At 60.7% G+C, this 20,549-nt stretch carries 22 protein-coding genes; 16 read left to right on the top strand and 6 right to left on the bottom strand.

The window, feature by feature from the left end:
• Positions 1 to 119: 119 nt before the first annotated feature.
• Positions 120 to 1,439, bottom strand: a complete 1,320-nt coding sequence (gene miaB / locus ACR0EF_RS00910; protein ID WP_170371765.1) for a tRNA (N6-isopentenyl adenosine(37)-C2)-methylthiotransferase MiaB — start codon at positions 1,437 to 1,439, stop codon at positions 120 to 122.
• Positions 1,440 to 1,561: 122 nt separating this feature from the next.
• On the opposite strand from miaB, the gene ACR0EF_RS00905 reads away from it, so the two are divergent.
• Positions 1,562 to 2,425, top strand: coding sequence for a glycosyltransferase family 2 protein (locus ACR0EF_RS00905; RefSeq protein ID WP_170369744.1), 864 nt, complete (start codon positions 1,562 to 1,564; stop codon positions 2,423 to 2,425).
• A gap of 15 nt (positions 2,426 to 2,440) precedes the next feature.
• Here the strand turns inward: ACR0EF_RS00905 and ACR0EF_RS00900 are convergent, their stop codons facing one another.
• On the bottom strand, positions 2,441 to 3,238 hold the full coding sequence (locus ACR0EF_RS00900; RefSeq protein WP_170369746.1) for a phytanoyl-CoA dioxygenase family protein: 798 nt from the start codon (positions 3,236 to 3,238) through the stop codon (positions 2,441 to 2,443).
• Positions 3,239 to 3,324: 86 nt separating this feature from the next.
• Here ACR0EF_RS00900 and ACR0EF_RS00895 point away from each other — a divergent pair, with 86 nt between their 5' ends.
• On the top strand, positions 3,325 to 4,221 hold the full coding sequence (locus ACR0EF_RS00895; RefSeq protein WP_170371767.1) for a LysR family transcriptional regulator: 897 nt from the start codon (positions 3,325 to 3,327) through the stop codon (positions 4,219 to 4,221).
• On the opposite strand, the gene irrA is transcribed toward ACR0EF_RS00895, so the two are convergent.
• Positions 4,222 to 4,641, bottom strand: coding sequence for an iron response transcriptional regulator IrrA (irrA, locus tag ACR0EF_RS00890; RefSeq protein ID WP_170364932.1), 420 nt, complete (start codon positions 4,639 to 4,641; stop codon positions 4,222 to 4,224).
• 188 nt (positions 4,642 to 4,829) lie between these two features.
• Here irrA and fabA point away from each other — a divergent pair, with 188 nt between their 5' ends.
• From fabA to ACR0EF_RS00870, 4 genes are read left to right on the top strand one after another with little or no spacing between them, the layout of a single operon-like run.
• Complete coding sequence (fabA, locus tag ACR0EF_RS00885; RefSeq protein WP_093964585.1) at positions 4,830 to 5,339, top strand: bifunctional 3-hydroxydecanoyl-ACP dehydratase/trans-2-decenoyl-ACP isomerase; 510 nt, start codon at positions 4,830 to 4,832, stop codon at positions 5,337 to 5,339.
• A 48-nt stretch (positions 5,340 to 5,387) separates the two neighbouring features.
• Complete coding sequence (gene fabB, locus ACR0EF_RS00880) at positions 5,388 to 6,617, top strand: beta-ketoacyl-ACP synthase I (RefSeq protein ID WP_170369751.1); 1,230 nt, start codon at positions 5,388 to 5,390, stop codon at positions 6,615 to 6,617.
• 5 nt (positions 6,618 to 6,622) lie between these two features.
• Positions 6,623 to 7,414 (top strand): enoyl-ACP reductase FabI, encoded by a 792-nt coding sequence (locus tag ACR0EF_RS00875; protein ID WP_170340422.1) that lies wholly within the window; start codon positions 6,623 to 6,625, stop codon positions 7,412 to 7,414.
• 58 nt (positions 7,415 to 7,472) lie between these two features.
• The gene (locus ACR0EF_RS00870; protein WP_170340421.1) at positions 7,473 to 7,655 is read left to right on the top strand and encodes a hypothetical protein; all 183 of its coding nucleotides are present in this window, start codon (positions 7,473 to 7,475) and stop codon (positions 7,653 to 7,655) included.
• An 11-nt stretch (positions 7,656 to 7,666) separates the two neighbouring features.
• Here the strand turns inward: ACR0EF_RS00870 and ACR0EF_RS00865 are convergent, their stop codons facing one another.
• Entirely contained in the window at positions 7,667 to 8,095 is a 429-nt protein-coding gene (locus tag ACR0EF_RS00865; RefSeq protein ID WP_170339858.1) for an FKBP-type peptidyl-prolyl cis-trans isomerase, read from the bottom strand.
• A 127-nt stretch (positions 8,096 to 8,222) separates the two neighbouring features.
• On the opposite strand from ACR0EF_RS00865, the gene ACR0EF_RS00860 reads away from it, so the two are divergent.
• From ACR0EF_RS00860 to ACR0EF_RS00820, 9 genes are all read left to right on the top strand, one after another.
• Entirely contained in the window at positions 8,223 to 8,909 is a 687-nt protein-coding gene (locus ACR0EF_RS00860) for a haloacid dehalogenase type II (RefSeq protein WP_170339856.1), read from the top strand.
• Complete coding sequence (locus ACR0EF_RS00855) at positions 8,909 to 9,736, top strand: alpha/beta fold hydrolase (protein WP_170371769.1); 828 nt, start codon at positions 8,909 to 8,911, stop codon at positions 9,734 to 9,736. Before ACR0EF_RS00860 ends, ACR0EF_RS00855 begins: the two co-directional genes overlap by 1 nt.
• On the top strand, positions 9,733 to 10,707 hold the full coding sequence (locus tag ACR0EF_RS00850; RefSeq protein ID WP_170364939.1) for a threonine ammonia-lyase: 975 nt from the start codon (positions 9,733 to 9,735) through the stop codon (positions 10,705 to 10,707). Before ACR0EF_RS00855 ends, ACR0EF_RS00850 begins: the two co-directional genes overlap by 4 nt.
• 73 nt (positions 10,708 to 10,780) lie before the next feature.
• Positions 10,781 to 11,569 (top strand): 3-oxoadipate enol-lactonase, encoded by a 789-nt coding sequence (pcaD, locus tag ACR0EF_RS00845; protein WP_170371963.1) that lies wholly within the window; start codon positions 10,781 to 10,783, stop codon positions 11,567 to 11,569.
• A gap of 11 nt (positions 11,570 to 11,580) precedes the next feature.
• Entirely contained in the window at positions 11,581 to 12,294 is a 714-nt protein-coding gene (locus ACR0EF_RS00840; RefSeq protein WP_170340418.1) for an alpha/beta fold hydrolase, read from the top strand.
• Positions 12,295 to 12,418: 124 nt separating this feature from the next.
• Positions 12,419 to 13,618 carry a TCR/Tet family MFS transporter gene (locus ACR0EF_RS00835; protein WP_170340416.1) on the top strand — a complete coding sequence of 400 codons (1,200 nt, stop codon included), beginning with the start codon at positions 12,419 to 12,421 and terminating at the stop codon, positions 13,616 to 13,618.
• An 80-nt stretch (positions 13,619 to 13,698) separates the two neighbouring features.
• Positions 13,699 to 14,793, top strand: a complete 1,095-nt coding sequence (locus ACR0EF_RS00830; RefSeq protein WP_170371771.1) for a Zn-dependent alcohol dehydrogenase — start codon at positions 13,699 to 13,701, stop codon at positions 14,791 to 14,793.
• Positions 14,794 to 14,824: 31 nt separating this feature from the next.
• Positions 14,825 to 16,057, top strand: coding sequence for a mandelate racemase/muconate lactonizing enzyme family protein (locus ACR0EF_RS00825; RefSeq protein WP_170371773.1), 1,233 nt, complete (start codon positions 14,825 to 14,827; stop codon positions 16,055 to 16,057).
• Between the two features lie 115 nt (positions 16,058 to 16,172).
• Positions 16,173 to 16,460: an ArsR/SmtB family transcription factor gene (locus tag ACR0EF_RS00820; protein WP_170340532.1), complete on the top strand. Its 288-nt coding sequence runs from the start codon at positions 16,173 to 16,175 to the stop codon at positions 16,458 to 16,460.
• Between the two features lie 5 nt (positions 16,461 to 16,465).
• On the opposite strand, the gene ACR0EF_RS00815 is transcribed toward ACR0EF_RS00820, so the two are convergent.
• The gene (locus ACR0EF_RS00815; RefSeq protein WP_170371965.1) at positions 16,466 to 19,462 is read right to left on the bottom strand and encodes a cyclic nucleotide-binding domain-containing protein; all 2,997 of its coding nucleotides are present in this window, start codon (positions 19,460 to 19,462) and stop codon (positions 16,466 to 16,468) included.
• A gap of 215 nt (positions 19,463 to 19,677) precedes the next feature.
• On the opposite strand from ACR0EF_RS00815, the gene ACR0EF_RS00810 reads away from it, so the two are divergent.
• A complete protein-coding gene (locus ACR0EF_RS00810; RefSeq protein ID WP_093964572.1) occupies positions 19,678 to 20,070 on the top strand; it encodes a DUF3307 domain-containing protein in 393 nt (130 codons plus the stop codon).
• On the opposite strand, the gene ACR0EF_RS00805 is transcribed toward ACR0EF_RS00810, so the two are convergent.
• Complete coding sequence (locus ACR0EF_RS00805; RefSeq protein WP_170364945.1) at positions 20,071 to 20,532, bottom strand: Lrp/AsnC family transcriptional regulator; 462 nt, start codon at positions 20,530 to 20,532, stop codon at positions 20,071 to 20,073.
• Between the last annotated feature and the right edge of the window lie 17 nt (positions 20,533 to 20,549).

Below are 20,549 nucleotides of genomic sequence, written 5' to 3'. Positions count from 1 at the left end.
CTGAAACACGGCCCCGAGAATTCTGGCTATTCTCCGACCATAGTTCCAAGCGATAAATCAAGGGTAAATTTTGGAAACAAACGCCACGAGTGTTGCGTGAGCGGTGAACCGCGGCCCTGTCACAGCACCTCGCCGGCCAGTGAATTGGCGCCCGAAGCCGTAATCCGGACGTTGCGAAGATCTCCCGCCGAAAGATCGGCTCCGGAAACGTGGACGGCATGCAGATACTCGGACTTGCCAACCATCTGTCCGGCCAGACGCCCGGGTTTCTCAAACAGAACCCGGACTGTCCGACCAACCATCGCATCCTGGATCTCGCGCTGGTGCCGGGTGATCAGAGCCTGCAAGCGTTGCAGACGGTCGTCAGCTTCCTGCGGATCGACCTGCGGACGCTCGGCCGCGGGCGTGCCCGGCCGTGTCGAATACTTGAAGGAATACGCATAGCCATAGCGGACCTGCTCGACCAGATCCAACGTGGCCTGGAAATCCTCTTCGGTTTCTTCGGGGAAGCCCACGATGAAATCGCCCGACATCAGGATATCGGGGCGCGCCTCGCGGATCCGCTCGATCAGACACAGATAGCTGTCGGCGGTGTGGCTGCGGTTCATCCGCTTGAGGATCTTGTCCGACCCCGACTGCACCGGCAGGTGCAGATAGGGCATCAGTTTTTCGCAAGTGCCGTGTGCCTCGATCAGGTCGTCGGTCATGTCGTTGGGATGCGAGGTGGTGAACCGGATGCGCTCCAGCCCGTCGATCTTGTTCAACTCCCAGATCAGCCCGGCAAGGGTCATGTCACCGTTCGGACCTGCCCCGTGATAGGCGTTGACGTTCTGGCCCAGCAGCGTGATCTCGCGCACGCCGCGCTCGACCAGGTCCTGCGCCTCGCGCAGGATACGATCGGCGGGGCGGCTGACCTCGGCCCCGCGGGTATAGGGCACGACGCAGAAGGCGCAGAACTTGTCACAACCTTCCTGCACGGTCAGAAACGCCGTCGGGCCGCGTTTGGCCTTGGGACGGTTCTTGAGCTTCTCAAACTTGTCCTCTTCGGGGAAATCGGTATCCAGCGCCTTTTCGCCCGCACGCGCTTTGGCTTCCAGTTCGGGCAGGCGGTGATAGCTCTGCGGGCCGACGACCAGATCGACCAGCGGCTGCCGGCGCATGATCTCTTCGCCCTCGGCCTGCGCCACACAACCGGCCACGCCGATCTTCAGATCGGGTTTTTCGGCCTTCAACCCCTTGAACCGGCCCAGTTCGGAATACACCTTCTCGGCCGCCTTTTCGCGGATGTGGCAGGTGTTCAGCAGGATCATGTCCGCATCTTCGGGCGACTGCGTTTCCACATAGCCCTGCCCGCCCAACGCCTCGGACATGCGTTCGCTGTCATAGACGTTCATCTGACAGCCATAGGTCTTGATATACAGCTTTTTCGGTTCGGACATGGGCTGGGCCTTTTGCGTTCGCTGGACCGGCGTCGTCTATACCCATCGAACGCCGCTTGCAATGCTGGCGCAATTACCCGAATTTGACGGATATTTCCAGCAAGGCAGGCTACACGCGGGCAATGAAATACGAATCCCTCGACCACTTTCTGAAATCGGGCCGGGCAGCGTTGACCAAGGGGCCGGTCGCATTGGTTTTTGCCGAAGACGATGTCGAGCTTGATGGGACATTGCGCCATCACTTGGACTTGGGGTTCAAATCGGTGATCGTATTTGCACCGGCTCAGTTTTCGATCCTGCCTGAAATCTTGGACCGGGTGCACCGGGTCACGATGCGCTGCTCGCCCAGAAACGTGGTGTTCGACACCATAAATCGCGTCATTCAGGCGGCGCCAAACATCTGGCTGTACTACTGCTACAACTCGGAATACCTGTTCTTTCCGTTCTGCGAAACGCGCACGGTCGGCGAGATGCTGGCCTTTCACGCCGAGGAGCGGCGCGACGCGATGCTCTGCCACGTGATCGACATCTACGCCGACGACCTGTCCGCCTATCCCAACGGTGTGGCCCCGGATCATGCGATGCTGGACAGCACTGGATATTATGCTCATTCCCGGCACGACCGATCGGGACAACCGCTGGAGCGTCAATTGGATATGTCGGGTGGCCTGCGTTGGCGGTTCGAGGATCACATCCCGTATGAACGGCGCCGGATCGACCGGATCGCGCTGTTCAAAAGCTGCAAGGGTCTGACCCTCCAACCCGATCACACCTTTAACGAACCCGAGTACAACACCTATGCCTGTCCCTGGCATCACAACCTGACGGCCGCCATCTGTTCCTTCCGCGCCGCCAAAGCACTGAAAAGCAACGCGGGATCGACCTTTGATATTCCCAGTTTCCGCTGCCCCTCCTCGGTTCCTTTCCAATGGAACTCGCACCAGTTGCTGGACCTTGGCCTGATGGAGCCCGGCCAGTGGTTCTGAGCGGGCCGGAACGGCTCAGCGATTGAGCAGAACCGGGAACCAGTCCTCGCGCAATCGTTGTCCAGCCCGCATGTCATGCCCCGGAAACGGCGGCGACGTCCGGCCCGGACGCTCGACATACCGGGCGTCATCCCCGACCAGCCGCAGCGAGAAGGCGCGGCGCCGGCTGTTCGACTGGTTTCCTCGGGCACCGTGCAGGGTTCGAAAGTTGAAGGCGACCGCATCGCCGGGTTCCATGTCGAACTCAATGATCCGCATCCCTTCGGCCTCGGGGTCTGGTACCGCGATGTACTGGCCCTCGTCAGGAAAGAAACCCTCCTCCGACACCCAGCGCGTCGGCAACACTTCCTTTTCCCACAGGTGAGACCCCGCCACGCACCGCAGAGTCGCCTGCGTCACCGGGTCGAGCGGCGACCAGAAGCTTATCGTCTGACGCCCTTCCACAAAGTAATAGGGCCCATCCTGATGCCAGGGCGTGGCCATCGAGGTGCCGGGCTCCTTGACCAGAACGTGGTCGTGGAACAACTGGACCGAACGAGACTCCATCAGGTCGGCAGCGACCTCGGCAACCGGAGAGGCTTGAATGACCTGTCGAAACTCGGGGATGCGCGACCAGTTGCAGTAGTCGTCAAAGAAACGGCCGGTTTCGCCTTCTTTCTTATTTTCCGACGCATATGGCCCGGGATCAGCCATGTTGCGTGCCACCCCTTCCCGCAAGGCATCGACGTGATCGGCGAACAAGCCCTTGACCAGAACAACCCCGTCATTGCGATAGGTTTCGATCATCTCCGGGGAAACAAGAGGGTGTGGCATGTCGGTCTCCGTCATTTGCTGAGGCCGATTTGCACATGTCCGGCACCCCTGTTCAAATCATATCTTTCAAAATAAGCATTAACTCCATGTTATATATCACCTTGCGCCAGTACGAATATGTTTGCGCCATTGGGCTACACGGAAGCCTGTCCGCCGCGGCACAGCACCTGAACGTTTCGCAACCTGCGCTTTCAAACGCGCTGACCCGGGTCGAAGAACACCTGGGCCACCCACTGTTCTCGCGCCGACGCGGCGCGGCAATGTCGCTGACACCTCAGGGGCGCAAGTTCATCGACAAGGCCGAAGCCTTGCTAACGAGCGCTGCCCGGATCGAAGAGGCCGAAGCCCCGGTTGCCGGAACAAGCCGTTTGAAGTTGGGTTGTTTTGTGGATCTTGCACCGTTCCTGCTGGCGCGGGCAATGCAGACGGTCAGGGACACCCTTCCCGATATCGTTCTGACCCACGGTGTTGACACTTTCGAAGGCTTGATCAGCGGATTGACCGACGGCCGTTTCGATCTGGCGCTCACCTATGATCTGGGCCTCGATGCCGGTTTCTCACGCCACAAGCTGCTGGACAGTACGCCAAACGCGCTGGTCAATCCTGCGCACCCTTTGGCCGGGCAAGGCAGCGTTTCACTTGCCGAGCTTGAGCAATACCCGCTCATCCTGTCCAAAGAAGGTCTGTCAGCGCAGCATGTCCTGGGCTTGTTCCGGCGTCATGGGCTGCACCCCAGCGTGTCCTACCGCGCGGAATCGCTCGAGATCCAACGCAGTCTTGCGGCCCATGGTGAAGGGGTGGGCATCAGCTATGCCAGCCCGCAAAACGACCTCAGCTATGACCGGATGCCGCTGCTGAGCCTGCCGATCACCGACCCCGATGCCACCGAGGCCGTGATTCTGGCTCGTCACGGCACCGGCCCTGCGGACACGACAGTCGCCGCTGCTGAACAGGCTCTGGTTAGGTCGCTTGGGAAACTGTGATCAGCGCTTTTTGCGCAGCCGGATGACAACGTCCACCGACGCGATCTCGACCCCGGCCGGTGCTTCGGGCAGACGCTGGATAACCAGTTGGTCGGACGGCGCATCGCTCAGGCGACCCTCGTCCTCCCAGAAGAAATGCGGGTGGTCATGGGTGTTGGTGTCGAAATAGCTTTTTGAGCCGTCCACGGTGATTTCCTGCAAAACGCCGGCATCGCAGAAGGCACGCAGGGTATTGTAGACCGTTGCAAGGGAAACCGCGTCGCCCTTGTTCTTGGCCGACTCGAACAGGCTTTCGGCGGTGACATGTCGGTGGCGGCCATCGCCCACCAGCAATTCGGCCAAGGCAACACGCTGGCGCGTCGGGCGCAGCCCGGCGTCAACCAACCAGTTCGTAGCGATGTCCCGGCTTTGAGCTGTCATGAAACCATTACCCAATTTCCCCTGCCCCAATATATAAGTGCCGACCACCACCAATTTCAAATGAAATTCATTCGCAACCAGCGGCTCCGGCGGGCCGGATGTGTTCGGGTGGTCTTGCAGGACCTTGCAAACGGGTGATAGACGAGGCCAGATTGAATAAACAGACCCCTGGCAGGAGACGCGGCAGAATGGCCCAATTCCCAAGCAGCTTTGACAAGGACGACCTGCTGAAATGCGCCCGCGGCGAACTCTTCGGCCCCGGAAATGCTCAGCTTCCGGCTCCCCCGATGCTGATGATGGACCGCATCACCGACATTTCAGGCGACGGCGGCGCGCACGGCAAGGGGCATGTCGTGGCCGAATTCGACATCACACCGGACCTTTGGTTCTTCGATTGCCACTTTCCCGGAAACCCGATCATGCCGGGTTGTCTGGGTCTTGACGGATTGTGGCAGCTGACCGGTTTCAACCTTGGCTGGCGTGGCTGGCAGGGCCGCGGCTATGCGCTGGGTGTGGGCGAAGTGAAACTGACAGGCATGGTGCGCCCCGACCGCAAGATGCTGACCTATTACGTGGACTTCACCAAGGCAGTCCAGACCCGCCGCCTGACCATGGGTGTGGCGGATGGCCGGGTCGAAGCGGATGGCGAAGTCATCTATCAGGTCAAGGACATGAAGGTTGCATTGTCGGAAAGCTGACCCCAGCTGACTGACAGTCAACAGGGAACGGAACACAGGAGAACGCAAATGCGTCGCGTCGTCGTCACCGGTTTGGGGGTTGTCTCTTCCATCGGGAACAATGCCGAAGAGGTTCTGGCCTCGCTCAAGGCGGGTAAGTCCGGCATCGAGGCCAGCGAGCAGATGGTCGAGCACGGCTTCCGCAGCCAGGTTGCAGGGACGCTCAAGATAGATGTGTCGGAACAGGTCGACAAGCGCACTTTGCGGTTCATGGGGCCAGGCGCCGCGTATGCCCATATCGCGATGAGCCAGGCAATCGCTGACGCGGGTCTGAGCGAAGATCAGGTCGTCAACCCGCGTACCGGTCTTGTTGCCGGGTCCGGTGGACCGTCCACCAGCGCAATGCTAACCGCACACCAGACCGTTCTGAAAACCGGCGCAACCAAGCGCATCGGACCGTTTGCCGTTCCGAAATGCATGTGCTCGACGATCTCGGCCAACCTGGCGACCGCGTTCAAGATCAAGGGCATCAACTACTCGATCACCTCGGCCTGTTCCACGTCGCTGCATTGCATCGGAAACGCGGCCGAGCAGATCATGCTGGGCAAACAGGACGTGATGTTCGCCGGTGGCGGCGAAGAACTGGATTGGACCCTGTCCTGCCTGTTCGATGCGATGGGCGCGATGTCCTCGAAATACAACGACACCCCCGAAAAAGCCTCGCGCGCGTTCGATCAGAACCGCGACGGATTCGTGATCTCGGGCGGCGGCGGCATCGTCGTTCTGGAAGAGCTGGAACATGCTCTGGCCCGGGGCGCGAAGATCTATGCCGAGGTGACGGGCTATGCCGCAACCTCGGACGGGCACGACATGGTCGCGCCCTCGGGAGAAGGTGGAGAGCGCGCGATGCGCCTGGCCTTGTCCACCCTGCCCGAAGGCCGCAAGGTCGGCTACATCAACGCCCACGGGACCTCGACACCGGTCGGAGATGTGGGCGAAGTCGAAGCCGTCCGCCGGATTTTCGGCGAGGGCAATGTGCCGCCGATCTCCTCGACCAAGTCGATGACCGGCCACGCTCAGGGTGCTGCCGGCGCGCTCGAGGCGATTTTCTGCCTCTTGATGCTGCAGCATGATTTCATTGCGCCGTCGATCAATATCGACACGCTGGCCGAAGGCATCCAGCCCGGCGAAATTGCAACTGAGGTTGTTGAAAACGCAGGTTTGGACAGTGTCATGACCAACAGCTTCGGCTTTGGTGGCACCAACGGTTCCATGATTCTGTCCAAGTATAACGGGTGATTATGATGTCGGATTCTATGAAAGGTAAGCGCGGTCTGATCATGGGCGTCGCCAATGATCGGTCGATCGCCTGGGGCATTGCCAAGGCCATGCACGAGGCAGGCGCTGAACTGGCATTCACCTACCAGGGCGAGGCCTTCGGAAAACGGCTGGAACCGCTTGCACAGAGCTTGGGCAGCGACTTCATGGTCGATGCGGACGTGACCGATGACGCATCGCTGGACCGGGCCTTCGACGAACTGGCCTCCCGTTGGCCAACGATTGATTTCCTTGTCCACGCCATCGCCTACTCGGACAAGACCGAACTGACCGGGCGGTTCCTGAACACCACGCGGGCGAATTTCAAGCACTCGCTGGATGTCTCGGCCTATTCATTCATCGAAGTGGCCCGTCGCGCCTATCCAATGATGAAGGAAAACGGCGGGACGCTGCTCACCCTGACCTATCAGGGTTCGAACAAGGTCGTGCCGAACTACAATGTCATGGGTGTTGCAAAGGCTGCACTGGAATCGGCGACTCGCTATCTTGCGAATGATCTGGGCCCCGACGGGATCCGGGTCAACGCCATCTCGCCCGGACCTATGAAAACCCTGGCCGGCGCGGCCATCGGGGGGGCTCGCAAGACCTACAAGTTCTGCGACCAGAACGCCCCGCTGCGATCGAACGCCACGCTCGAAGCGGTTGGCGGCACGGCCGTTTACCTTGCGTCGGACGCAGGGGCCTGCACCACCGGTGAAATCATTCGCGTAGACGGCGGTTTCCACATCTTGGGAATGCCTCAGCCCGACTTCATGTGACGCGATCTTTCCCTGTCGTTGCCAAGATTTTACCAAACTTCAGCGGCAGGGATATCACATGAGCAAACTAGACCGGATAATCGCGACCAATACGCGTGCATCTCACTCTCGTCGCAAGACCGGAGTGCTCAGCAGCCGCGCGCGAACGCTGCTGCTGACCCTGACGACATTGTTGGTATTGTGGATCTTCTATACCCAACCGCAGCTTCGCGAGGCGGTTGGGTCATTGTTGGGCGGCTGAACGCGCGCTGATCAGTTGATCGAAACGACCTCGATGTCGAAGATCAGATCCTGGCCCGCCAGCGGGTGGTTTGCGTCCAGGGTCACGGTTTCTTCGTTGGCGTCCACCACGGTCACAGGCAGCGCCTGACCATCGGGGGTTTGCATCTGCAGCTGGGTGCCGGGGTCCAGCGGGATGTCGTCCGGGATGCCTTCGCGCGGGACGTCCTGGCGCATCGCGGGATTGATCGGCCCATAAGCGTCCTGGCAATCCACTTCGACACGTTTTTTCTCGCCAATTTCCATGCCCGGCAGTGCGGCGTCCAGACCGGGAATGATCTGGCCGGACCCCACGGCGAACTCAAGCGGATCGCGTCCTTCCGAGCTGTCAAAAACGTTGCCGTCCCGCAAAGTTCCAGTGTAGTGAATGCGAACCGTGTCGCCTTGTTTGATCGCGGTCATGACTGTCTCCGACCTGAGTTTGGAATGAGCGGTCCAACCTAGAGACTGACCCGGCAATGTAAACCCTTTTACGCTTTAACCCGCGCATGGCCTGTGCCAACCTGCCCCGGAAGATGGGGAGAGGCAGATGGCGATCACAACCTGCGTTTTCGATGCGTACGGAACCCTTTTCGACGTGGCCGCAGCCGCGCGTCAGGCGGCCGCCGAACCGGGCCAGGATGCGCTGCGTGACAAGTGGCCTGAACTGGCCAACCACTGGCGGTTGAAACAGCTGCAATACACGTGGCTGCGTGCTGTGGCGGACGCACATGCCGATTTCTGGGACGTAACGCAGGATGGCCTGGACTGGGCGCTCGAGGCGACAGGCCTGCAGGGGGACCCAGCGCTGCGGCAGAGACTGCTGGACCTGTATTGGGAACTGCAGGCCTATCCCGAGGTTCCGGCCATGCTGAAGGCGCTCAAGGATGGCGGGATGCAGACCGCAATCCTGTCAAACGGATCGCCGCCCATGCTGGAAGGCGCGGTCAGATCTGCGGGTATCGGCGGCGTATTGGACGACATACTGTCAGTCGAAAGCGTCGGCGTCTTCAAACCGCATGCCCGGGTCTATGATCTTGTGTGCGACCGTTTCGGGTGCGAACGATCGAACGTTCTGTTCGTCAGCTCGAATGGTTGGGACGCCGCCGGAGCCAGCGGGTACGGGTTCGTTACGGCCTGGGTCAACCGCGCCGGCGAGCCGATGGACCGCTTGCCGTGGACCCCGGCGCATGTCCTGTCCGACCTGACCTCGATTCCGGAACTGGCAGGCGTTTGATGCCACAATTCACGACGTCTGACGGTCTGCGCCTGACCTACGAAGATACAGGCAGCGGCAAGCCGCTGCTGTGCCTTGCCGGCCTGACCAGAAACAGCCGGGATTTTTCCTTCTTCACGCCGTACGCCAACGGACTGCGTGTCATTACGATGGACTATCGGGGGCGCGGAGACTCGGATTTTGATCCGGATTATCGCAACTATACCGTTCCGCGCGAGGCACAGGACGTGATCGAGTTGTTGGATCATCTGAAGCTCCATCGGGCCAGCATCCTTGGCACCTCGCGTGGCGGGTTGATTGCCATGACCCTCGCCGCAATTTGCCCCGAACGTCTGAGTGCCGTCATTTTGAATGATGTGGGCCCCGTAATCGAACCGTCGGCCATCGGGCGCATCATGGATTATGTCGGCAAGGCTCCTGCCGCAACAACGCTGGAACAGGCCGCTTTTGCGCTGAAACAGGCAATGGACCCGCAGTTTCCGGGCGTATCGATTGAAACCTGGAGAAAGCAGGCCGCATTCCAGTACGAAGAAACCGGCACCGGCCTGCGGTTGCGCTATGACCCCGCATTGAGAACCGCGTTGCAAGAACAGATTGCAGCGGGCCCGCCCGCTGATTTGTGGCCATTGTTCGAAGCCCTGAACCCGCTTCCCACCGGAGTGATCCGTGGGGCGAACTCGGACTTGCTTAGCGCCCAGACACTTGCAGAGATGCACCGGCGTCATGCGGGGTTGATTTCGGCCGAAGTGCCCGACCGGGGCCATGTTCCTTTTCTGGACGAACCGCAGTCCATAACCGTCATTCGCAAGGTACTGGATTTGATATGAGCACAATTGACCTGATCGAAGCCGCTGCCGTGCGCCTGCAAGGGCACGCGCGCGAAACCCCGATCCTCACATCGCCGTTTCTGGACGAACTTGCCGGGCGGCGCGTTCTGGTCAAGCCCGAGTGTCTTCAACACACTGGAAGCTTCAAGTTTCGCGGCGCGTGGTCTGCGATTTCCGCCCTGGATGCCGAGGCTCGCAAACGCGGGGTCATCGCGTATTCATCAGGCAACCACGCGCAGGGCGTGGCGCATGCGGCTACACTTCATGGTGTTCAGTCCGTCATTATCATGCCGTCCGACGCGCCGGCTCTGAAAATCAAAAACACCCGAGCTTTGGGCGCCGAGGTCATCCTTTATGATCGCTCCAATGAAAGCCGCGAAGAGATCGGCGAGGCGTTGTCCCGGGAGCGCGGTCTTACGTTGATCCGCCCGTATGACGAACCGCAGGTGATCGCCGGTCAGGGTACCGTCGGCCTCGAGGTGGCGCGGCAGGCGCGCGATCTCGGCGTGACCGACGCCGATGTTCTGGTATGCTGTGGTGGCGGTGGACTGACCTCAGGCGTGGCACTTGCCTTGGGAAAACATGCGCCGGGTCTCAGGGCACGCCCCTGCGAGCCCGAAGGATTCGACGATGTCAAAAGATCCCTGGCCTCGGGGTCCGTTCAGACCAACAACGCAGCCGCAGGCAATATCTGCGACGCGATCCTGACACCGCGGCCCGGTGATATCACCTTCCCGATCCTCCGTCGCCTCTGCGGACCGGGATTGGCGGTATCCGAAGACGAGGCTCTCCGCGCCATGGCCTTGGCGTTCCTGCGCCTCAAGGTCGTTCTGGAACCGGGTGGGGCAGTCTCGTTGGCGTCGGCGTTGTTCCGCAAGGACGAGATCCAGGGCGACGCCGTTATCGTCGTGGCATCGGGCGGGAATGTCGATCCGCAGGTCTTTGCCCGCGCGTTGGAATTCCTTACCTGACAACGGGTTAGGACAGATGCAATAAATCGCGGCGTAAACTGTCGGAATGATCGCAGCAAAAAAGGCTGACCAGATGCACATCGCTGATTTCGGAGATGTTCAGATTCACTATCGCTTGGACGGTGACCCGGATGGTCCACCTCTGGTCTTTGCCAATTCGTTGGGCACCGACATGCGCTTGTGGGACCCCGTGCTGCCTCTGCTCCCCAAAGGTCTGCGCATCATCCGCTATGACAAGCGGGGGCACGGCCTGTCCTCGCAACCGGATGGTCCCTATTCGATGGGAAGTCTGGTGCGCGATGCCGAGCGGCTCCTGGACTTTCTCGAGGTGCGGGATTGCGTCTTCGTCGGCCTGTCGATCGGCGGAATGATCGCGCAGGGGCTGGCCGTCAAGCGGATGGATCAGATCCGGGCGATGGTCCTGTCCAACACGGCCGCCAAAATCGGGACGCCCGCCATGTGGGCCGATCGGATGGCCGCCGTTCGTGCAGGTGGGATCGAGGCGCTGGCCGACGCAACCATGGAGCGCTGGTTTTCGAAAACATTTCGGGAAACCCCCGATGTCGAGCTATGGCGCAATATGATGGTACGCCAACCGGTGCAGGGGTATCTGGGCTGCTGCTCCGCCATCTCGGGCACGGATTTCTATACGCCAACCAGCGGGCTCAGACTGCCGACGCTGGGAATTGCGGGCTCGGAAGATGGCTCGACCCCTCCCGATCTGGTGCGCGAAACCGTCGACCTGATCCCCGGCTCCCGGTTCGAGCTGATCCGCAAGGCCGGGCACCTGCCCTGCGTCGAGCGGCCCGAGGTCTACGCCGAGCTGCTGAACGCTTTTCTGCGAGAAACCGGACATATCTGAAGGAGGTCACGGTGGCGGAATTTCTTCTTGTTCACGGGTCTTGCCACGGCGCATGGTGCTGGCGCGATCTGATACCGGAACTTGAGAATCTGGGGCATTCGGTCCGGGCGATCGACCTGCCCAGTCATGGATCGGACCCGACCCCAGTATCCGAGGTCACGCTCGAGACGTGTCGAGATGCGGTGTTGAATGCCACGACCCCGCAAACGATTCTTGTCGGCCATTCCTGGGGCGGCTACCCGATCAGTGCGGCCGCCGAATTCGCCTCAGATCGGATGCGAGCCCTGATCTATGTCTGCGCCTACGTGCCGGTCTCCGGGCTGTCGATGATAGAAATGCGCCGGCGTGCACCAAGACAGCTGATTGGCGATGCGGTCGAGAAATCGGCAGACGGACTGTCCTACAGCGTGTTGCCGGATCGGGTGCAATCTCTCTTCTATCACGACTGTCCGGCCGACGTTGTCACCTATGCCCTGGCCCGCCTGTGCCCGCAGGCCATCCGCCCGCAGGACACGCCGTTGGACCTGAGCGAGCGTTTTGACGGAATTCCCAAGGCCTATGTCCGCACCATGGATGACCGGACGATTCCAACTGAGTACCAGGAAGAGATGAGCCATTGCGCGCCGCCCGAATTGCGCCTGACGATCGACAGTTCCCATTCTCCATTCTTCTCGCATCCCGCGGATCTGGCTCGACACCTGAACGAAATCGCCACCCGCGTCTGAGATCCGGCCCGGCCAAGGCTGACGTGCCGTCAGTCGAGAATTTCGCCTCGATCACAAAAGACCGGGTTACAACACGACAGGCGGGCGACTAAGGTCCTGCAAAATAAGTCATTCGTGCGGTTTCATGCGTCTTCCTTTTCTGTTCGTTCTCGGCACTGTCATGATCGATGCCATGGGCATCGGACTGGTCATGCCGATCATGCCTCAGCTGATCGTCGAGGTTCAGGGCGGCTCTCTGGCATCGGCAGCCATCTGGGGTGGGATCCTCAGCACTGCCTTTGCTGCGATGCAATTCCTGTTCGGTCCGGTGCTGGGCAACCTGTCGGATGCTTACGGACGCCGCGCGGTCCTGCTGGTTTCCCTGTTTGTCATGAGCTTGGACTACGTGGTCATGGCCTTGGCCGGCAGCATCTGGCTGCTGCTGATCGGCCGCATCGTGGGTGGCATCACCGCGGCCACCCACTCTACCGCAGCGGCCTTCATGGCGGACGTTTCGAAACCTCATGAAAAGGCCGCCAATTTCGGTCTCATCGGAGCGGCTTTTGGTGTAGGTTTTGTCCTCGGCCCTTTGATGGGAGGATTGCTGAGCGAATACGGAACCCGCGCCCCATTCTGGGCGGCTGCCGGATTGTCATTTGCGAACTTCCTGCTGGGCCTCGCGGTCATGCCTGAGACGGTAACGGACAAAAACCGCCGCGGATTCCGCTGGCACCGCGCGCGTCCTGATAGCGCATTGCGTGCCATCGCCGCCCTGCCCGGCATCCGACCGTTGCTGTGGGTATACTTTTTGTACTCGGTGTCGATCTACGTCTATCCCGCCATCTGGTCATACTTCACGACCGAGCGTTTCGGTTGGTCACCGCAGATGATCGGGTTGTCACTCGCGGTCTACGGATTGGGCATGGCGGCGGTTCAGGGCGGGTTGATCCGCCCCGCCACCCGCCACTTGGGAGAGCGGACCACGATTGTTTGGGGCATGATCTTCGAGATCGTCAGCTTTCTGGCCCTGGGTTTTCTCACAAACGGCACAATTGCGTTGATGCTGATTCCGATCACCGCACTGGGCGCCGTCGTGACGCCGGCCCTTCAGGCACAGATGTCACGCGCAACGCCGGATTCGCAGCAGGGAGAGCTTCAGGGGGTTCTGGCCGCGCTCCACGCGCTGTCGATGGTGATCTCCCCGTTGGTGATGACCACCGTTTTCGCCCAATTCGCGCGCGTTGATGCAGCATTCTACCTTCCAGGGGCCCCGTTCCTGTTGGCATTGCTGCTGATGCTGGCCGGATTCGTCCTGTTTCTGCGCGCACATCCCAGCGAAACGTAACAACGACACGGGAATGACGGTTTCAGCCTTGCGGACCGCAGGTTCCCGCGTCACCGTGGCCCAAACCAAACGAGGGATCCATGCAGACCATCAAAGCCGCCGTATGCCGCGCCTTCAACGAACCGCTTGTCATCGAAGGCATCCAGATCGCGCCGCCCGGCATGGGCGAGGTCGAGGTCACGCTGGATGCAGTGGCGATCTGCCACTCCGACATCACCTATGCCAGCGGCGCTTGGGGCGGGTTTCTGCCCGCCGTCTACGGGCACGAGGCCGCCGGTGTGGTCTCGGCCGTCGGAGAAGCCAGCGGAGGGTTCAAGGTTGGCGATGCGGTCGTGGTGACCCTGATCCGCGCCTGCGGATCCTGCCCGTCCTGCGCCAGCGGCAAGCCGGTGATCTGCGAAACGCCCTATGACACCGTCAAGGGTCCGCTGCGCACGGCGGACGGTGGGCCGCTGGAACAGGCGATGGCCTGTGGCGCCTTTGCCGAAAAGGTCGTGGTCAGCCACCGCCAGATCGTCAGGATACCCGACGCGATGCCCAAGGACGTGGCCAGCCTGCTGTCCTGCGGGGTGATCACCGGTGTGGGGGCGGCGGTCAACGCCGCGCAGTTGCGCCCGGGTCAGGATGTCGTGGTCATCGGCGCTGGCGGGGTGGGTCTGAACGCCATCCAGGGCGCGCGGCTGGCAGGGGCCCGGAGGATCGTGGCCGTCGACATGACTGAGGAAAAGCTGGAAATTGCCAAGGAATTCGGAGCCACGCATGGGGTTCTGGCCACGCTGAAAGAACCGTGGAAAGCAGCCTACAAGGCCCTTGGCGGTCGCGGGGCCGATGCGGTTCTGATCACCGTCGGTGCGATCCCCGCCTATGATCAGGCCCCGCGCTATCTGGGTCGCGGTGGCAAGGCGGTGATGATCGGCATGCCGCATTCCGGCGCGCAATCCAGCTATGAGCCGGTCATTCTGGCGGCTCTGGGTCAGGGCATGGTCGGGTCGAAGATGGGCGACGTGGTGATCCAGCGCGACATTCCGTGGATGATCGATCTGTATGAACAGGGACGTCTGAAGCTGGACGAGCTGATCTCGGGTCGCTGGACGCTGGAACAGATCAACGAGGCCATCGAGGACACCAAGACCGGTTCGGCCAAGCGCAACGTGATCGTATTCGACCGGGGCTGACGGCCCCGGACCACCGGCGGGAGGAGACCGGATGAAACTGCAGGATCTCGACATCATCGTGACCGCTCCGCCCGCGCCGGGCTGGGGCGGGCGCTATTGGATTCTGGTGAAGGTCACCACCGATACCGGCATCACCGGCTGGGGCGAGTGTTATGCCTCCTCGGTCGGTCCCGAGGCAATGAAACACGTCATCCGTGACGTCTTCGACCGCCACATGGCCGGCGAAAACCCCGAGAATATCGAGCTGATGTTCCGCCGCGCCTATTCCAGCGGCTTCACCCAGCGCCCCGACCTGACGGTGATGGGCGCATTTTCGGGGCTGGAAATCGCGTGTTGGGACATTCTGGGCAAGGACCGGGACCGCCCGGTATACGCTCTGATCGGCGGCCGGATGAACGACCGCATCCGCGCCTACACCTATCTCTACCCGCTGCCCCAACACAACTTGACCGATTTCTGGACCTCGCCCGAACAGGCCGGGGAAAGCGCCGCCGAAATGGTCCGGCGCGGCTTCACCGCGGTCAAGTTCGACCCCGCCGGCCCCTACACGATGCGTGGAGGGCATATGCCGGCCATGTCCGACATCTCAATGTCGGTGGCCTTCTGCAAGGCGATCCGCCAGGCCGTGGGCGACAAGGCCGACCTGCTGTTCGGCACCCATGGCCAGTTCAACACTGCAGGCGCCATCCGTCTTGGGCAGGCAATCGAGCCCTACTCGCCGCTGTGGTTCGAAGAACCCACCCCCCCGGACATGATCGAGGACATGGCCCGCGTCGCCCGCAGTGTCCGCATCCCCGTGGCCACGGGCGAGCGGATGACGACCAAGGCCGAGTTCGGCGCGGTTTTGCGCGCCGGCGCGGCCGAGATCCTGCAGCCCGCCCTGGGCCGGGCCGGTGGGATCTGGGAGATGAAGAAGGTCGCCGCCATGGCCGAGGTCTTCAACGCGCAGATGGCGCCGCATCTCTATGCCGGGCCGGTGGAATGGGCCGCCAACGTCCATCTCGCGGCCTCGATCCCGAACCTGCTGCTGCTCGAGACCATCGAAACGCCGTTTCATGACCAGCTGATCAAGGGCTCGATCCGGGTCGATAACGGCTTTGTCGAGCCGCCTTCGGCCCCCGGACTGGGCATCGAGGTCGACGAGGAACTGGCCCGTGCCCACCCCTATTCCGGCGACGGTCTGCACCTGCAGATGCAGGAAGACCCCTGCGACTATGTCAACGGCAATGCGTTTCAGGGCGGGGCCCCGGCAACCGAGGGATGACAATTTCAGACAAGTTGGTGCATACTGCGTCTACCCCTTATTTCCATCCCCAAGGTACCACGTGACTTTCACTGACGCCGAATTGACGACCCCACAATCCGAATTGCCCTCGGAAATGGAGGAAAGCGCCGCGCAAGCAGCGGCTTTCCTCAAGACGCTGGCGCATCAGGGCCGCTTGATGATCCTGTGCCATCTCGCGGCCGGAGAACGCTCGGTGGGCGAGCTTGAAGCCTTGCTCAAGTTGCGCCAGGCCGCGGTCAGCCAGATGCTGGCGCGTCTGCGAACCGAAGGCCTGGTTTCAACCCGCCGAGAGGGCAAGACGATCTACTATTCGCTGCGCGACGGCAAAGCCAAGCAGGTGATCGAGTTGATGCATTCCCTGTTCTGTAGCCCGCAGGCCTGAACCTGTCAGCGTGATACATAGCCTGCGATCACCTGCAACAGCTTGAACGCGGTCGCAGCATCGTTTTCCACCACGGCCAGGAACTCTTCCTCGCCGATACGCAGGCAGGTCAGATCGGTTTCGGCCACCATGCTGAGTGCACGGGGCTCTTTGCGGATCAGGCCCAGTTCGCCCACCAAGGTACCGCTGCCGACACGGGTCACCAGCCGATCCTCCTCGGGCGGTTGCGGCAGGTACAGACCAGCTTCGCCGTCGATGATCATGTAGGCACCATCAGTTGGCTGGTCATCCTTGAGGAACACGACTTCGCCGGCCTTTGCCTCGTACCAGCGCGCACCAAAAGCCAGCAGTCGAAGCTGGCGACGATCCAGCCCCGAAAACAGCGGTGTCTGTTCCAAAGCACGCAGCTTTCGCGTGAGGTCCGCCGAGGCTGCACTGTCACCTTCAACATCCGACGGAACCTGATCGGACACTACGCGCCCCTGTCGGATTTCGACAAACATGTCGAAAGCGCCGGGGTTCTTGAACTGTTCGTTCAGGTAGATGATCGTGGCGTCCGGAAGCAGCTCTCGCAGGTTCCTGAACACAGCCACCTGCGTGTCCATGCCATAACTCGCCAGTGCGTTTTCCAGTATCAGGATATCCGGCTTCTTGATCGTCGCGCGGGTAAAGGCCAAAGGCTCGGCCAGCGCGGCCGGCAGGTTCTGCCCGCCCAGCGCGACCGGTACATCGTAGATCAGTTCAACCACCAGCGGACGTGCTCCGTTTTCGGTCAGTACGTCTGCGATCACTTTCCGTACCTCGTCCGACCGCGCGCCCCCGATCTGGCTGACCTTGCCAAAAAGCGCATTCTCCATAACCGTCAATCCCGGCGCAAAGGTGGCCGGGTCCAGCGGCTCGAACACGTCGTTCAGGCGCTCCATCAACTTGTCGGAATGGCTGTGCCGCAGTTCGAGGATGCGGTTCTTGAGCTCTTCGGAAAAGGCCGGCCCAATCTGTTCAGCCGAGATCACGAAAGGCACGGCCAGCAGGCTGGCCAACTGGTCATCGTCCAACCCTGACGCGCCGGTTTCCCGGGTCTTTTCCACGAGGTCGACAGCAGCTTCGTAGGTGGCGGCCTCGAGTCCCAGCTTGCGGAACAACGGGTGATCCGTCCCGTCCAGACCAAAGATCTGACGCAGCATTTCGATCACGTCACGAGTCAGGCCGACCAGTGTTTCATCCAGACCCAACTCGCGCAACTGCCCGAGGAAAACGGTCTGCCGGGCCAGCAACTCTTGCGTCACCTGCACGCGTGGCACAGCAAACAGCAGGTTTTCGGCAACGGGCAGTGCAGCGTTGTACGTCATGCGGTCGAAAATCAGGGCTTGCGACTCCAGACCGGCCTTTTTGACGGCGTCCTGCACCAAGGGCCGCAGCTCGATCAGCTTGGCAGCAAGGTCGGGGTGCTTTTCAGGATCGAAACCCAACTCGGCCCCGCGTTGGAACAAGATGGGCCCGGAGCCCAGTCCGTCGATCAGCTTCAACCACCAATCGCGCAGCTGCTCAGCCGTTTCGAACCCGGCCAGTGAAGGGTCCAGCCAAGTGGCCCGGAAGGGATCGGGGCTGTTTCCCGCACGCAGCGTTTCAAGGTGGTCCGCGTCCTCCGGTGGAGCGGTCAGAGGCCTGAGCTGCATCGGCATCATCACGTTGCCGCCAACGGTTCCCTGGAACATTACCGGTCGCGATGTGGCATGACCGATCCGGGCCGCCACGACGGCCTGGTGCAGCGAGGACAGGTTAACACCCCCGATTTCGACCCGGCCCGAACTTGGCAGGATCTCCCGGGTCAATAGATCCGCCAGGGCCCGGCGGTCCTCTTCGCTGGGGGCGGCGATCCCTATGGTCTTACCGGCGGGGAAGGTCAGGTTCAGATCATCCAGAACCTGATTGCCATCCAGATCACGCACCGAGACCTGCTCCAACTCGATCGGGCCATTCAGGTGCGGTCGGCTGTCGGGCTCGCCTTCGAACAGGCTTTCATCCAGCATGCCGCTTGGGGCGAACCGTTCGATGACCACCTCCCAGCGCAGAGACATGTCCTGTGTCTGGTTGTAATAAGTCAGCAGCTCCTTCCAGGGCGAGCTGAGGTCCTTGTAGGCAGCGAGCGCGGCCACGAGAGCACCGAGTGAAACTGACCCCTGCAAAACCAGCAAACCACCGACCAGGTAGAATAGGAACGGAGTCAATTGAGAGATGAAGTTGTTGATGAACTTCATGAAGAATTTTTTCTGGTAGATCTCGAACCGGATGCTGAACAGCCGGGACAGTTGATCTGAAATCAACGCTCGGCGATGGCGCCAGCCGCCGTTCTGCCGCAGGGTTGCCGCGCCTGCTGCATTCTCGCCGATCTGAGCGGCCAGTACGCGCACCTCTTGGATCCGGCGCTTGTTCAACAGGTTGATCTGGCGCTGCAATCGCGGGATCAGCCAGGCCTGCAATGGGATCAGAGCGACAGCAGCCAATCCGAACCAGACGCTTTGCAGGAATAGAAAGGACAGGATTGTCAGCATCTGCCCCGCCTGAAGGACAGGCTGGCTGATCGCATCGCCCATCAGCCCGCCCATCGGCTCGCTTTCGGCGGTGATCATCGAGACCAGTTCGCCCTGACTGACGCGCTCGAAATAGGGTTGAGGAAACAAAAGTGCGCGGTTGATCAACTGGTATCGGAACCGGCGCAACATTCGTTCGCTGAGAACGCCTTTCATCGTGTTGATGCGCATCTTCATCAAACCATGCGCCAACACCGCCGCCAAAAAGGCGAAGCACAAAATTACCAGAAACTTCGTCTGCGACAGACTGTATCCCCAGACATCCACGATCTCGCTGGAGGCGCCGATTGCGTCGTTGATGATGCGTTTGGGCAATTCAAGCGTCAGGTACAGCAGCGGGAACAAAGTTGCCGTCACGGCCAGCAGAACAAGCTGATCACGCTTGGAATACTTCCAAATAAATCCAAAAATTGAACGTTCTATGGCCCCTGCCCCTACTGGTGACCCGAAACTGTTTTGCAGCGATCCTGCCGCGGTCAAAGCAGCACGACGGTACTGCAATCGCGCTTGGATAGGCAAATGGTTTCCAAGGCGAAAACTATTTCGACTTGTGTGAACTAGTTCATTTGCGATCCTGTCTCATAGCCCTTAGTCTGAAGGTCAGGACGATATCGGGAGGGTAGTTTTTGCCTGCTACACTTGGCACTGTGTTGCTTCTGCTGTGTGCACTGCAGATCAAACACATGTTTGCCGATTTCTACCTTCAAACGCCCAAGATGCTGTCTGGGCGGGGGGAGTACCTGCATGTCGGGCGCGCACAGCATGCCGCGGTGCATGTTGTGGGTTCAGTCGTGGTTTTCCTGATATTCGGCGCGCCACTTTCGTTCATTCTGATCATCGGTGCGCTTGAGTGGATCGTGCATTTCAATATCGATTTCGCCAAAGCCAGCTATTCCGACAAGAAACAATTGCAACCTGATCAGGCCGCCTTTTGGCGGGCCGCCGGTCTGGATCAATGCCTGCACAACCTCACTTACATCGCGATGGCCTGGGCCTGGGTTGAATTCGTCGCGCGGTAATCAGAACTCGACCGAACGATTGCGTTTGACCGCGCGCAGAACCACATTCGTCTGTGCACTTGCGACGGCAGGCAAACGAAACAGAAACCTCTCCAAAAAGACGTTGTAGGCGGCAAGATCGGGACACTGCACTCGCAGGTGATAGTCTGCCTGACCGGTCGTTGCGAAACATTCCTGAACTTCCTTGCAGGTTTCGATTGCCCGGATGAACTCCACGATCTTGTCGGGATCATGCCGCGTCAGATGCACATGTACGATCGCCTCAAACCCCAACCCCAGCGCGACTGGGTTCACAACTGCGCCGTAGCGTTCAATGATCCCGGCCTCTTCCAATGCGCGCACCCGTCTCCAAAGGGCCGAGGTCGACATCCCGACCGCATCGGCAAGGTCGGCATTCGACACACGGCTGTCCCTTTGTAGCAGGGTCAGAATCCGGCGATCTCTGTCGTCAAGCTGTATCATTTGGTAGGCCTTTTCGT

The organism is Ruegeria sp. CG8, from assembly GCF_056537165.1.
This window is presented reverse-complemented; position numbering and strand designations above follow the sequence as displayed.